The following is a 14,101-nucleotide window of genomic DNA, read 5'->3' as shown; positions in this document are numbered from 1 at the left end:
ATACTTGAGGAGAAACTCATGAAAACTCGCAAGAACCTCATATCAACCGCCATCCTGATGGCGTCACTGTGTTCGGGAAGCGCCCTGGCCGCCGTATCGGAAGAGGAAGCGGCGCGTCTGGGTGACGATCTCACGCCCATGGGCGCGGAGAAGGCCGGCAACGGGGATGAAATCCCTGCCTGGGACGGCGGCCTGACCACCGCACCCGACAATTACGAAGGGGATCACCGCTATGTCGACCCATTCCCCCAGGATGAGGAAAAGTTCCGCATTGACCAGAGCAATGTGGATGAATACGAAGACAAGCTGACGCCCGGTCAGGTCAGGATGATCAAGTCCTATGACGACTACTTCATCCCGGTCTACAAGACCCGCCGGACCGCCGCGGTGCCCGAGTCCATCATGGATCAGACGCAGGAGAACGCCACTACGGTTGAGCTGGTTGAAAGCGGCAACGGCCTGAAGAACTACGACAAGGCCACGCCCTTTCCGATTCCCCAGAACGCCCTGGAGATCATCTTCAACCACACCACCCGTTATCGTGGTGGTGCACTGAAACGCAACGTGGTCCAGGTCACGCCCCAGACGGATGGGGCCTTCACCGAGGTCCAGTTTGAAGAGGAAATCGTGCGCCCCTGGGAGCTGTCGGATTACGATGCGGGCGCGGACGAGCACGACAATATCCTGTTCTACTTCAAGCAGACCATCAAGGCGCCATCACGGCTTTCAGGCAACACCCTGCTGGTGCACGAGACCATTAACCAGGTCGAGGAGCCGCGCAGGGCCTGGCTCTACAATTCCGGCCAGCGCCGTGTCCGCCGCGCCCCCCAGGTCGCCTATGACGGACCGGGCACAGCCGCCGACGGACAGCGGACCTCGGACAACCTGGACCTGTACAACGGCGCACCGGATAAGTACGACTGGGAAATCGTCGGTAAAAAGGAGAAATACATCCCGTACAACTCCTATGAGATGGCTTCCGAGGACCTGTCGTACGACGACATCATCAAGGCCGGTCACGTGAACCAGGAGCACGCGCGTTATGAGCTGCACCGTGTCTGGCACATCCGCGCAACGCTCAAGGACGGTGAACGCCACATCTACGAGACCCGTGATTTCTACATCGACGAGGACAGCTGGCAGATCGCCGTCGTGGATCATTACGACGGTCGTGGTGAGCTCTGGCGCGTGGCTGAGTCGCACATGCTGCAGGCGTACGACGTGGATATCCCCTTCTACGCGTTTGAGACGCTGTACGACACGAGATCCGGCCGCTACCTGGTGATGGGCATGACCAACGAGGAATCGAAGCCCTACACCTTCGGCATCAATCGCCGGTCGCGTGAATTCACTCCCTCCGCACTGCGTCGCTGAAACACCGCGACCATGGCATGGCCAGTCCGCTCTGGCCATGCCATCTCCCCTTATCCAGCCTCAAGGCTTTGCCTATTAACGTCGATTAAGGCAAAATTGCGCCACTTTGCCTTCATGGGCATTTTATAAGCATTGAACATCACTGTAAGATTCATCCGAACGAATACCGAAGGTACGGAGAGAGAGCTGAATGGCAAAATCAGATGCCGTTGAAATGGAAGGCGTTATTGTCGACACCCTTCCCAACACCATGTTCCGCGTCGAGCTGGAAAACGGACACACCGTGACGGCCCATATTTCCGGGAAAATGCGCAAGAACTACATCCGGATTCTCACGGGCGACAAGGTGAAGGTGGAACTGACCCCCTACGACCTCAGCAAGGGCCGCATCACCTACCGGTACCGTTAAACAAAAAAATGCCCCGGCGCCAGAATGACACCGGGGCAATGGCTACCGCTTCCCTGTTACGCCAGGCCTATTCAACAGGTTCCGGCTGCTCGGTCTCGAACTCGAACGCCAGGTCATCGTTGCTGACCTTCACGTGGACTTCACCGCCACCCTGGGACAGGCGCCCGAAGAGGATCTCCTCGGCCAGCCCCTTCTTGATCTTCTCCTGAATCAGGCGACCCATCGGACGTGCGCCCATGTTCTCGTCGTAGCCGTGCTCGGCCAGCCAGAGCTTGGCCTCGTCATCCACGTGCAGTACAACCTGCTTCTCATCCAGCTGCGCCTGCAGCTCGGTGAGGAACTTGTCCACCACATGGGTAATGACTTCGGCATTGAGCGCGGAGAACTGGATGATGCCGTCCAGACGGTTCCGGAACTCCGGCGTGAAGGTCTTGTTGATGATCTCCATGCCATCGGTGCTGTGGTCCTGGTTGGCGAAGCCGATCGAGCGGCGCGTCAACTGCTCGGCGCCCGCGTTCGTGGTCATCACCAGGATCACGTGCCGGAAATCCGCCTTGCGTCCGTTGTTGTCCGTCAGGGTCCCGTGGTCCATGACCTGCAGCAGCAGGTTGAACACGTCCGGGTGCGCCTTCTCGATCTCGTCGAGCAGCAGCACGCAGTGCGGCGTCTTGTTCACGTTCTCTGTAAGCAGTCCACCCTGGTCATAGCCCACGTAGCCCGGAGGCGCTCCAATCAGGCGTGACACGGTGTGCCGTTCCATGTACTCGGACATGTCGAAGCGCACCAGCTCAATGCCAAGCTGCTTGGCCAGCTGGCGGGTCACCTCGGTTTTGCCCACACCGGTGGGGCCCGAGAACAGGAAGGCGCCTTCCGGCTTCTCCGGAGACTTGAGCCCGGCCCGGGCCAGCTTGATGGCCGTGGACAGGGACTCGATCGCCTGGTCCTGCCCGAAAACCACCATCTTCAGGTCCCGCTCGATGTTGCGCAGCAGGTCCTTGTCGGACGTGGACACATGCTTTGGTGGTATGCGCGCAATCGCCGAGACAATCTCCTCGATGGCGTTCTCGTTGATCACCTTGCGACGCTTGGACACCGGCAGAAGCTGCTGACGCGCGCCCGCCTCGTCGATTACGTCGATGGCCTTGTCCGGGAGATGGCGGTCGGTGATGTAGCGTCCCGCCAGTTCCGCGGCGCTGCGCAGCGCCTTGTCGGTGTACTTGAGGTCGTGGTGCTTCTCGAAGTGCGTCTTGAGCCCCTTGAGGATCAGGTAGGTGTCCTCGATGCTCGGTTCGTTGACGTCGATCTTCTGGAAGCGCCGTGCCAGGGCGCTGTCCTTCTCGAAGATGCCACGGAATTCCTGGAAGGTGGTCGATCCGATACAGCGCATCTTGCCCGAGGCCAGCATGGGCTTGAGCAGGTTGGACGCATCCATGACCCCGCCGGAAGCCGAGCCGGCGCCGATGATGGTGTGGATCTCGTCAATGAACAGGATCGCGTGTTCGCGCTTTTTCAGCTCCGCGAGCAGCGCCTTGAGACGTTTCTCGAAATCGCCCCGGTACTTGGTGCCGGCCAGCAGCGCGCCGAGGTCCAGGGAGAACACCTCCCCGTCCTTGATCACATCCGGCACATCGCCATCGACGATCTTCTTGGCCAGGCCCTCGGCAATAGCAGTCTTGCCCACGCCGGCCTCACCCACCAGCAGCGGGTTGTTCTTGCGGCGGCGCACCAGGATCTGAACGACGCGCTCCACTTCCTTCTCGCGCCCGATCAGCGGGTCAATATGGCCCTGGGAAGCCTGTTCGTTCAGGTTCTGGGCATAGGCCTCAAGCGGGTTGGAGGACGTGCCCTCTTCAACCGCCTCTTCCTGCTGCTGCATGGATTCCTGTTCGCCGCCGTCCTTTTCTTCAGGACCGGAGACCTTGGAGATGCCATGGGAAATGAAATTCACCACGTCGATGCGGGCAACGTTCTGCTTCTTGAGCACGAAGACGGCCTGGCTTTCCTGCTCACTGAAGATCGCGACCAGCACATTGGCGCCGGTGACTTCCTTCTTGCCGGAAGACTGCACATGGAAAACCGCGCGCTGGAGCACCCGCTGGAAGCCCAGGGTCGGCTGGGTTTCACGCTCGCTGTCGTTGGATGGAATCAATGGCGTCGTGGAGTCCACGAAGTCATTGAGTTCTTCGCGCAACCGCGACATATCGGCACCGCATGCCTTCAGAACCCTGACCGCGGACTCATTATCGAGCAGCGCCAGAAGCAGGTGTTCCACCGTCATGAACTCATGACGCTTGTCGCGTGCGTTGCGAAATGCCTCGTTCAAAGTCAGTTCGAGGTCTTTACTGAGCATGGGCCACCCCGATTCAGTCAGCTCGTTCAATCTCACACAGCAGCGGATGATCATGCTCGGAAGCGTATTGATTCACCTGGGCTGCTTTCGTTTCCGCTATATCCCGAGTATAGACGCCACAGACAGCTTTGCCCTGAGTGTGTACCGCAAGCATGATCTGCGTTGCCTTCTCCTCCGTCATGGCGAAGAACGTCATCAGGACATCCACTACAAAATCCATTGGCGTGTAGTCGTCGTTCATCAGTACCACCTTGTACAGCGAAGGGCGCTTAACTTCCGGCTTTTCGGGAGCTACCGCCGTCCCATCGTCCTGACCGGGTTCCTCTTCGCCCTCCTGATTCCATATTAGTAGAGGGGATTCCACTTTTACGAACCTATCTTCTCTAATCATGTGTTGCTGCACCGGAATTACAAGCCATGCTCTGGAATTTGTTGTCATCCGCATTTTATCACGTTCCCCGCGGCACACGCCCTCCCCTTGAGAATTAACCAATCCTCATATTCAGTGCGCGCCCCTTGACTCTGAATGAAATTTCGTCAACAGTTCCCGGTATAGGTTTTACAAAGCGTTACATTCCGTGACGAAACGTGCCAGATACGCAGTCGGCATTTAGCAATACCGGGCCCTACGAGACCTGAAACAAGGAGGAGGCAATGCACCAGGGCAAGGTTAAATGGTTCAACAATGCCAAGGGGTATGGGTTCATCATCGAGGAAGGCGAGAGTGAGGATCTGTTTGTTCACTTCTCCTCGATCCAGATGGAAGGCTACAAGACCCTGAAAGCCGGCCAGCGTGTCGAATTCGAAAAAGAGCCCAGTGCCAAGGGCATTCACGCGGTTAATATTATTCCGCTTGAAACGCCCCCCAAGAAGTCGGCACAGGACACTGAAGACGACGCAAAAGGTCAGAACCAGGACCAGAATCAGGATAGCCGGGAAACCGGTACGGCCGAACGCAAGCGGGATCACGTCACCGTCTGAGGAATGGCTGTTTCCAGCGGCTACTCCGCGTTCTCTCTGTCGTGCAAGGCGACCGACGGACCGGAGTGAGCCAGGGCTCACGCAACATCTACGCACCAGAGCCCGCCTCGGTAATTCCGAAGCGGGCTGCGCCCCCCTACCGCAACTCAATCCATATTATCGATGACCGCATCACCGAATTCGGAGCACTTGAGCAGTGTGGCGTCGGGCATGAGACGCTCAAAGTCGTAGGTGACCGTCTTCGCGGCAATGGCCCCTTCCATGCCCCGAACCACAAGATCCGCAGCTTCCGTCCACCCAATGTGGCGCAGCATCATCTCTGCCGACAGGATAATGGACCCCGGATTGACCTTGTCCTGGCCAGCATACTTGGGCGCCGTGCCGTGAGTTGCCTCGAACATGGCCACGGAACCGCCGATATTGGCGCCCGGCGCAATACCGATACCACCAACCTCGGCCGCAAGGGCATCGGAAATGTAGTCACCATTGAGGTTCAGTGTGGCAATGACGCTGTAGTCATGGGGACGCATCAGGATCTGCTGCAGGAAGGCATCGGCGATGACATCCTTGATAACGATCTCGCGCCCCGTGTTGGGGTTTGTCATCACGTGCCAGGGCCCGCCGTCCAGGGGCTCGGCGCCGAACCGCTCGTGGGCGATTTCATACCCCCAGTCCCGGAAGGCCCCTTCGGTATACTTCATGATGTTGCCCTTGTGGACCAGGGTTACCGAAGGCCGGTCGTTTTCGATCGCGTAGTGGATCGCCTTGCGGACCAGCCGCTGGGTACCTTCCTTGGAAACCGGCTTGACGCCAATACCGCACTCCTGGGGAAAGCGGATGTTGGTTACGCCCATTTCGTTCTGAAGGAACTGGATCAGCTTCTTCGCCTCGGCGGAGTCCGCCTGCCATTCGATGCCGGCGTAGATATCCTCGGAGTTCTCGCGGAAGATCACCATGTCGGTCAGCTCCGGGTGGCTGACCGGGCTGGGCACCCCTTCAAACCAACGCACCGGACGGATGCAGGCATACAGGTCCAGGTCCTGGCGCAGGGCGACGTTCAACGAGCGGAAGCCCTCTCCCACCGGCGTCGTCAGAGGCCCCTTGACGCTGACCGAGTATTCCCTGAGCGCTTCCAGGGTTTCATCGGGCAGCCAGTTGTCCGGCCCATACACTTTGGTAGCCTTTTCACCGCAGAACACTTCCATCCAGACAATGGAACGTTTGGAGCTGTAGGCTTTCTGCACCGCCGCATTGACGACTTTCATCATAACGGGCGTAATATCCGCGCCGATCCCGTCGCCCTCGATGTAGGGGATGACCGGGTGATTGGTCACATTCAGGGACAGGTCGGCGTTGACCGTGATCTTATCGCCGTCTTTCGGCACGCTGATTTTCTCGTATCCCATGCTTTTCTCCGTATTGAGTCACAGCCGCTCGATTCGCCGCCCATGATAGCGTTTCAGAGGGATTTTTTGTAGTTTTACTACCGTATCACCAAGGCAGATCCTGGATCTCGTAAATTTACTACACGGCATAGAGGTAACTGACAGATGATCTGGAAACCCCATGCGACGGTGGCCGTTGTGGTGCCGGATGGCGATGCTTTTCTTGTGGTTAAGGAGGAAAGCGAGGGGGCCATCGTGCTCAACCAGCCAGCGGGCCACATCGAGGAGCGCGAGTCGGTATTTGAGGCGGCTTGTCGCGAGGCGTTGGAGGAGACGGGTTACCGGGTGGAGCTGACGGGGTTTCTGGGGCTTTATATTTTTCGGTCACCGCACAACGGCGTGACCTACCATCGGTATGCGTTTATCGGGAAGGCTCTCGAGAAGGTCACGAATGAACTGGACGACGGCATTATTGAATCGCAATGGCTTACGGAATCTCAGCTGATTGAGAATAAGGGGATGCTTCGCAGTCCCTTGGTGCTGCAGTGTGTTCAGGATTATAAGGCAGGGAGGGAGTTTCCTCTGGATATTATTCGGGAGTTTTGAGGTTGGGTGCAGTGGTTGTGAGCGGGGAGCCCTTTCCGGGAACCGCCACGAGTACATCCCTGTAGGCTGCCCTCCGCCATCCATGGCTCCGGAGCTTCCCGGAAAGGGCTCCCCGCTCACAACCACCTGAATTTCGCGCAGACCGCCAATTCATCACCGCCAGTTTTGTGGAAGCCCACGAAAATTTGGGCGTTTCAGGTGGCACCCTATACAATATGGGCTTTCGAAGTCCGTCCAGGTGCATAGCAACTCTATTTTATGACTACCTCCGCTCATCAATCCGATAACAGCGCACCCCGGGTCATTGTTGGCCTTTCCGGCGGCGTTGATTCTTCCGTGGCGGCTCTGCTTTTGAAGGAGCAGGGGTACCGCGTGGAAGGTCTGTTCATGAAGAACTGGGACGAGGCGGATGGGACGGAGCATTGTACGATCATGGAGGATCTGGCGGATGCGCAGGCGGTGGCCGGTAAGATCGGAATCCCGCTGTATACGGTCAGTTTTTCCGGGGAGTACTGGGATCGGGTGTTTGAGCATTTCCTGGCGGAGTACAGCGCCGGAAGGACGCCGAATCCGGATATTCTGTGCAACAAAGAGATCAAGTTCCGGGCCTTTCTCGACCACGCCGTGGAGATGGGAGCGGATTTTATTGCCACCGGGCATTACGCGCGGCGATGTGTAAGGGGCGAAAACAGTGCCCAGCTTCTGCGTGGAGTGGATCCGAACAAGGACCAGAGCTATTTCCTGCACGCGGTGTCCGGCGAGCGGATTGCACGTACGCTGTTTCCCCTGGGGGAGCTGCACAAGACCGAGGTCCGGCGGATTGCTGAGGACGCCGGGCTGGTGACCCATGACAAGAAGGACAGTACGGGGATCTGTTTCATCGGTGAGCGGCGGTTCAGTGATTTTCTCCAGACCTATCTGCCGGCGCAGCCGGGGCCGATTGAGACGCCGGACGGGGATGTGATTGGCCAGCACCAGGGATTGATGTATCACACCATCGGGCAGCGCCAGGGTCTTGGTATTGGCGGGCTGAACGGTTACGGCTCGGATCCCTGGTTTGTGGCGGAGAAGGATCTGGAGCGCAACGTGCTCATTGCCGTCCAGGGCAAGCAGCACCCCCTGCTCTTCGGTCGCGGCCTTTATACCTGGTCGATTGACTGGGTCGATGAGGTGCCCGCTCTGCCCCTGCGCTGCGTGGCCAAGACCCGCTATCGCCAGCCGGACCAGAGCTGTCTGCTGGAAGCCACCGAGGAAGGATACCGCGTCACCTTTGACGAGCCACAACGTGCCGTGACACCGGGCCAGTCGGTGGTGTTCTACCAGGGTGACGTCTGCCTCGGCGGCGGAGTCATCGAACGGACCTTTCGTGATCTGCCCGCCGACCATCACTCATCCAACGTGGCGAGCGCCTGAGGGGCCGACTGTTTGAACCAGAACCTTGATGACCAGACGCTCGCGCTGGCTGGCCTTTTCCAGGCCGTGAGTCTCGTGCATCAGACCGCAACGCGCGGCCAGTGCCTCCAGGATCCTCTGGAAACCACGATCAAATCCCTGTTTGAGACCAACCCTGAGAGAACCCTGGATGTATACGGGGACCTTTACGGGTTGAGGGAAGGCCTGAAGGTGCTTTCGCGCTGCTTCGGCAACCAGGCGGGCCAGGCCGAAGCCCAGATGCTGCGCTATGCGCTCAACCTGGTTCAGCTTGAGACCAGACTCCACAAGCAGCCGGAGATGCTGGACACCATCGGCGAACGGATTGAGCAGGCCCGGCGCAGTGTTGACCATTTCGGGTACACCCACCCGAACGTGATCAGGAACCTGGCCGGCATCTACCAGGATACCATCAGCACCTTCCGGATCAAAATCAACGTGAACGGTCACCGCCAATTCCTTGAAATTGAAGATAATGCGGCACGAATTCGCGCCTGCCTTCTGGCGGGCATCCGCTCGGCCATGCTGTGGCGGCAGGTCGGCGGGCGGCGCTGGCAGCTGATCTTCCGACGGGGCAAGGTGGTCGACAACGCCAACGCAATGCTCCGCAGCCTGGAATAACCTGCCCCTGCGTGATCCGCGCCGGCTCATGTATAATCACCGCTTTCAGAATTCTCAGAGAGGCTTTCCATGAAACTCAATGCCCTGACGGCCGTGTCGCCGGTGGACGGTCGCTATGGCGACAAGGTATCCCAACTGCGCGGTATCTTCAGCGAATACGGACTCATCCGCTCACGCGTGACCGTCGAGGTCCGCTGGCTCCAACACCTGGCCGCCGAGCCGGGGATCCCGGAAGTTGCGCCCTTCTCCGACGCCGCAACCGCCTTCCTGGACAGCATGGTCACGGACTTCAGCCTGGAAAACGCCGAGACCATCAAGGCCACCGAGCGAACCACCAACCACGACGTCAAGGCCGTGGAATACTTCATCAAGGAGCGCTTTGAGCAGGTGCGCGACGAACTGCCCGAACTAGCCGCGGTCTCCGAGTTCGTCCACTTCGCCTGCACCTCCGAGGACATCAACAACCTCTCCCACGCGCTGATGCTCCGCGAAGGCCTGGACCAGGCCCTGCTACCGGCCATGGACGAAATGGTCGCCAAGCTGGAAGACGCCTCCGAAGAACACGCCGACCAACCCATGCTCTCGCGCACCCACGGCCAAACGGCATCGCCGACCACCGTGGGCAAGGAACTGGCCAACACCACCTACCGGCTGCGCCGCCAGCTCAAACAAATCCGCGCCATCGACCCCATGGGAAAGATGAACGGCGCCGTGGGCAACTACAACGCCCACCTCTGCGCCTATCCGGAGCTGGACTGGGAAGCCCTCAGCCAGTCCTTCATACACAGCCTCGGCCTGGAATGGAACCCCTACACCACCCAGATCGAGCCCCACGACTACATCGCCGAACTCTTCAACGCCATCGGCCGGTTCAACACCATCCTCACCGACCTGGACCGCGACCTCTGGGGCTACATCTCCCTGGGCTACTTCAAGCAGGCAACGGTCGCCGGCGAAATCGGCTCCTCGACCATGCCCCACAAGGTCAACCCCATCGACTTCGAGAACTCCGAAGGCAACCTCGGCATCGCCAACGCCGTCATGGACCACCTGGCCACCAAACTGCCCATCTCCCGCTGGCAGCGCGACCTCACCGACTCCACGGTGCTGCGCAACCTCGGCGTCGGCTTCGCCCACAGCCTCATCGCCTACCGCTCCACCCTCAAGGGCCTGTCCAAGCTGGAAGTAAACCCCCAACGGCTCGACGAAGACCTCCAGCAGAGCTGGGAAGTCCTGGCCGAACCCATCCAGACCATCATGCGCCGCTACCAGGTGGAAAAGCCGTATGAGAAGCTGAAAGAACTGACCCGCGGCAAGGAAATGACCCCAGACCTTATCCACCAATTCATTGATACACTGGATGTCCCGGATGAGGCGAAGAAAGAACTAAGGTCGCTAACCCCCTCAAACTACACGGGTAATGCCGCAGCACAGGCCAAAGCAATACGCACCCGTAACTGAGGCTATAGGACGGCAAACACAAAGCTCGAAGAGCGAGGGCGGGTGGTGCTTTCCGGGAAGCTCCGGAGCCATGGATGGCGGAGGGCAGCCTACAGGGATGTACTCGTGGCGATTCCCGGAAAGCACCACCCGCCCTCGCTCCCCCCGAAACCCAGGAGCCACACACAATGTCAGTACTCGGACCCCACTCCATAGAAGAATTCCTAAAAACCTACTGGCAAAAGAAACCCCTGGTAATCCGCAACGCCTTCCCGGACCTGGAACCCCCAGTCGACGTCGATGAACTGGCCGGCCTGGCCTGCGAACCCAACATCGAATCCCGCCTGGTCTTCGAAGAAGAAAACGGCAACCCCTGGCAACTCCACAACGGCCCCTTCGACGAAGAAAAACTCCAGAGCCTCCCCAACAGCCACTGGACCCTCCTGGTCCAGGGCCTCGACTACTGGATCCCCGAAGCCGCCGATCTATTGGACGCCTTCCGCTTCATCCCCAACTGGCGCCTCGACGACATCATGGCCAGCTTCGCCCCCCAGGGCGGCAGCGTCGGCCCCCACTACGACCAGTACGACGTCTTCCTCCTCCAGACCCACGGCCACCGCCGCTGGAAGATCGGCCACGTGCACGACAACAGCTCCCCCCGCGTCCAGGGCACCCCACTGCACATACTGGCCGACTTCGAAACCGTCGAGGAATACGTCCTCGAACCCGGCGACATGCTCTACCTGCCCCCCGGCGTCAGCCACTGGGGCATCGCCGAGGACGACTGCATGACCCTGTCCATCGGCTTCCGGACCCCGAGCCACGCCGAGGTGGTCACCGGTGTGGCTGAATACATCTCGGATGACCCGCAACTGGGCAAGCACCTGGAAGATCCGAAACCGCATCAGCCGGACAACCCCGGACGAATTGATGACCACATGATCAGCGAGTTACAGCGGATTGTTAAAGACAATATCAACAACCCCGAAGCCATCGCCTCCTGGTTCGGCCAGGCCATGACCGAACCCAAACACGACGGCGTCATCCAGCCCCCGGAAGAACCCATGACCAGTGCCGCCCTCAGCGCTGCGCTAAACAGCGGCCAGGACCTGCTCTGGAACGAAGGCAGCCGATTTTCGTTCTATGATGGTAGTGACGAGGACGGTGACGTACGACTGCTGTTTGCCGACGGCCAACGCTTCCGGCTGCGCGGTGACGCCACAGGCATCGCCGAGCTGATCTGCGCCGGGCGCCATCTACCTGCCTCGGATCTGGCACCCTGGCTTGAGGAGGGGGCATTGCTTGAGCTGTTGGTAACCCTCTGCAACCAGGGCAGCCTCTATATCGGTGACAGCACTGAGGAAGAGGAATGAACACAGAACGCTACGGCTGGGACCAGCTCCCCGACGCCATTACGCAGCTGCGTCAGACGGTATTCACACAGGAACAGCAGGTACCGCCGGAACTGGAATGGGATGAAACCGACCGCATCGCGACCCATTACCTGGTTCGGGATGATTCGGGCACGCCCCTTGCCACGGCTCGGCTCTACCCGGAGGAGGACGGCGCCGGCGGTATCGGGCGCATGGCCGTCAGCCGGGAGCAGCGCACCCTGGGCGTCGGCACGGTGCTGTTGCGCGAGATGATGCACGATGCCTTCAGTGAATACGACTACCTCGTTCTCAGCGCCCAGGAAGGGGCCGTGGACTTCTATCGGCGACTGGGGTTCTATGTGGTATCAGATACCTACATGGACGCCGGCATCCCCCATCGCGCCATGCGCTGCACAGCGCCAGGGCTGCTGCTCGACCAGGAGCCCGAGACACGCTGTCCCTTCCTGCTCGCCTCGGACACCACCAGCTGGCAGATCAAGGGCGAGACGGATCAGCTGCAACTGGTGCGGGCCCTGGCCGACCAGGCCACCCGGCGTTTCTGGCTCTACGACACCACGCTCAGCCACGGTCTCTACGACGACCACTTCCTAACCGAAGCCCTGTCACGGCTTGCCCGCCGCAGCCGCCACAGCGACATCCGCTTCCTGATCCACGACGACTACCCGCTGGTGAAGAGACGCCACCGCCTGGTCCAGCTTATGCGCCGCCTTCCCAGCCGCATCTCGCTGGGGCTGGTGAACACCACCTACCCGCACGGCGACCGCCCCTGCGTCATTGCTGACGACAGCGGCGTGCTGATCCGTCATGATTTCGACCACATTGAGGGCTTTGCGAACTTCTCGGCGCCACGGCGGGTAAGGCCCTTCGGGGAGGATTTCGCGCGGGCCTGGGACTACAGCCGCGAATCCATCGAACTCCGTCAGCTCCCGTTCTAGCGCTCCGAAGCCTGGCCCGGCTCTGGCCCCTGGGGAATGAAATCCCGGGCAAAGGGCTCGAACTCTTCGTTAAGTTCCTCGGCCACATCCGAGATGCACCGCCGCAACCACTGGTGATCCGGGTTGTGCTGAAGCAGGGGGCTCCACGCCATCTTCAGCTCAATGGGCGGGATCGTGAAAGGTGGCGGCTTGGCCACCAGCCCCGGGTTGTCCTTCTGCAACCAGGCGGCCCGGCATGGCAGCGTGGCCATCACGTCGTGCTGTTCCGCAAGCAGCATCGCCACCTGATAGTGCCGTGTAAATACCGAGATCCGGCGCTTGCGCCCCAGCTTGCCCAGCGCCTCATCCACCCAGCCGAGACGCTGCACATCCCTGGGATTCACACCCACGCCCACTCCGACACCGGTTTTGCTGACCCAGATGTGGTTGGCCTGCAGGTAGGTATCCAGGGTGAAGGGTTCCTGGAGTATTGGGTTGCCAGTGCTCATCAGGCAGGCGAAATGGTCCTTCCATAGAATGCGCTGGTGAAATGACTGGGGGATGGTGTCAAAACGATTGATGGCCATATCCACCCTGCCCTGTTCCACATCCAGGAAGCTCACGTCCGAGGGCGTCAATACGTCCAGCGTCACGTGGGGCGCCTGCTGGCGGATCAGCCGCAGGACGCGGGGCATCAGTGTCGATTCCGCGTAGTCGCTGGCCATGATGCGGAAAACGCGCTGGCTGGCCCCCGCGTCAAAGGAGCGGGTCGGCTGCACCGTCTTCTCCACCTGCGCCAGGATCTCGCGGACGTTCGGCTGGAGCTGGGTCGCCAGTTCGGTAGCGCTCATGCCCTCGCTTGTGCGCACCAGCAAGGGGTCGTCAAACAGTTCTCTCAGGCGCCGGAGGCCATTACTCATCGCCGGCTGTGTCAGGCCCAGGTAGCTGGCCGCGCGGGTAACGCTCTTCTCGCGCAGAAGCACGTCCAGGTACACCAGAAGATTCAGATCAACACGGGACAGATCCATGCCGGGCAAACCTCGTGAAACAGCATCAATGGCGCATTATGGCGATTGTTGACGGCACGATCCAGACAACGCCGGATACTACCCATCATTCATGCAGTTAAGGCCACTTTGATCTATAATTGAAGCGGTTCTACGCGGAGGGCGTAGTAAGCCCATGAATGACCTGTA

Annotated in this window: 13 protein-coding genes; 9 read left to right on the top strand and 4 right to left on the bottom strand. The window is 59.8% G+C overall.

The genetic code is table 11. The features are described 5' to 3' along the window. Window positions 1-18: 18 nt before the first annotated feature. Together DES49_RS11660 and infA are read left to right on the top strand one after the other, a co-directional pair. Entirely contained in the window at window positions 19-1,374 is a 1,356-nt protein-coding gene (locus tag DES49_RS11660; RefSeq protein WP_133736598.1) for a DUF1329 domain-containing protein, read from the top strand. Between the two features lie 190 nt (window positions 1,375-1,564). Further along, window positions 1,565-1,783 carry a translation initiation factor IF-1 gene (infA, locus tag DES49_RS11655; protein ID WP_077531475.1) on the top strand — a complete coding sequence of 73 codons (219 nt, stop codon included), beginning with the start codon at window positions 1,565-1,567 and terminating at the stop codon, window positions 1,781-1,783. 67 nt (window positions 1,784-1,850) lie between these two features. On the opposite strand, the gene clpA is transcribed toward infA, so the two are convergent. Beyond that, window positions 1,851-4,133, bottom strand: coding sequence for an ATP-dependent Clp protease ATP-binding subunit ClpA (clpA, locus tag DES49_RS11650; RefSeq protein WP_133736597.1), 2,283 nt, complete (start codon window positions 4,131-4,133; stop codon window positions 1,851-1,853). A 13-nt stretch (window positions 4,134-4,146) separates the two neighbouring features. Beyond that, the gene (gene clpS / locus DES49_RS11645) at window positions 4,147-4,524 is read right to left on the bottom strand and encodes an ATP-dependent Clp protease adapter ClpS (protein ID WP_133736664.1); all 378 of its coding nucleotides are present in this window, start codon (window positions 4,522-4,524) and stop codon (window positions 4,147-4,149) included. A 263-nt stretch (window positions 4,525-4,787) separates the two neighbouring features. Here clpS and DES49_RS15720 point away from each other — a divergent pair, with 263 nt between their 5' ends. Then, a complete protein-coding gene (locus DES49_RS15720; RefSeq protein ID WP_133736596.1) occupies window positions 4,788-5,114 on the top strand; it encodes a cold shock domain-containing protein in 327 nt (108 codons plus the stop codon). Between the two features lie 146 nt (window positions 5,115-5,260). On the opposite strand, the gene icd is transcribed toward DES49_RS15720, so the two are convergent. After that, window positions 5,261-6,520 (bottom strand): NADP-dependent isocitrate dehydrogenase, encoded by a 1,260-nt coding sequence (gene icd / locus DES49_RS11635; RefSeq protein WP_133736595.1) that lies wholly within the window; start codon window positions 6,518-6,520, stop codon window positions 5,261-5,263. Window positions 6,521-6,664: 144 nt separating this feature from the next. On the opposite strand from icd, the gene DES49_RS11630 reads away from it, so the two are divergent. From DES49_RS11630 to DES49_RS11605, 6 genes are all read left to right on the top strand, one after another. Next, complete coding sequence (locus DES49_RS11630) at window positions 6,665-7,105, top strand: NUDIX hydrolase (protein WP_133736594.1); 441 nt, start codon at window positions 6,665-6,667, stop codon at window positions 7,103-7,105. Window positions 7,106-7,363: 258 nt separating this feature from the next. Further along, window positions 7,364-8,518, top strand: a complete 1,155-nt coding sequence (gene mnmA / locus DES49_RS11625; RefSeq protein ID WP_133736593.1) for a tRNA 2-thiouridine(34) synthase MnmA — start codon at window positions 7,364-7,366, stop codon at window positions 8,516-8,518. A 12-nt stretch (window positions 8,519-8,530) separates the two neighbouring features. After that, a complete protein-coding gene (gene hflD / locus DES49_RS11620; protein WP_133736592.1) occupies window positions 8,531-9,157 on the top strand; it encodes a high frequency lysogenization protein HflD in 627 nt (208 codons plus the stop codon). 69 nt (window positions 9,158-9,226) lie between these two features. Beyond that, window positions 9,227-10,618 carry an adenylosuccinate lyase gene (purB, locus tag DES49_RS11615; RefSeq protein ID WP_133736591.1) on the top strand — a complete coding sequence of 464 codons (1,392 nt, stop codon included), beginning with the start codon at window positions 9,227-9,229 and terminating at the stop codon, window positions 10,616-10,618. Window positions 10,619-10,785: 167 nt separating this feature from the next. Next, window positions 10,786-11,970, top strand: coding sequence for a cupin domain-containing protein (locus tag DES49_RS11610; protein WP_133736590.1), 1,185 nt, complete (start codon window positions 10,786-10,788; stop codon window positions 11,968-11,970). After that, window positions 11,967-12,926: a GNAT family N-acetyltransferase gene (locus tag DES49_RS11605; protein ID WP_133736589.1), complete on the top strand. Its 960-nt coding sequence runs from the start codon at window positions 11,967-11,969 to the stop codon at window positions 12,924-12,926. The genes DES49_RS11610 and DES49_RS11605 overlap by 4 nt, the downstream gene beginning before the upstream one ends. On the opposite strand, the gene DES49_RS11600 is transcribed toward DES49_RS11605, so the two are convergent. Then, a complete protein-coding gene (locus tag DES49_RS11600; protein WP_133736588.1) occupies window positions 12,923-13,933 on the bottom strand; it encodes a LysR family transcriptional regulator in 1,011 nt (336 codons plus the stop codon). The genes DES49_RS11605 and DES49_RS11600 overlap by 4 nt on opposite strands. Window positions 13,934-14,101 lie beyond the last annotated feature (168 nt).

This window comes from Halospina denitrificans (assembly GCF_004364635.1).
Lineage (GTDB): Bacteria > Pseudomonadota > Gammaproteobacteria > Pseudomonadales > Oleiphilaceae > Halospina > Halospina denitrificans.
Note: the sequence above shows the minus strand (reverse complement) of the source record. Positions and strands in the feature narration are given on the sequence as shown.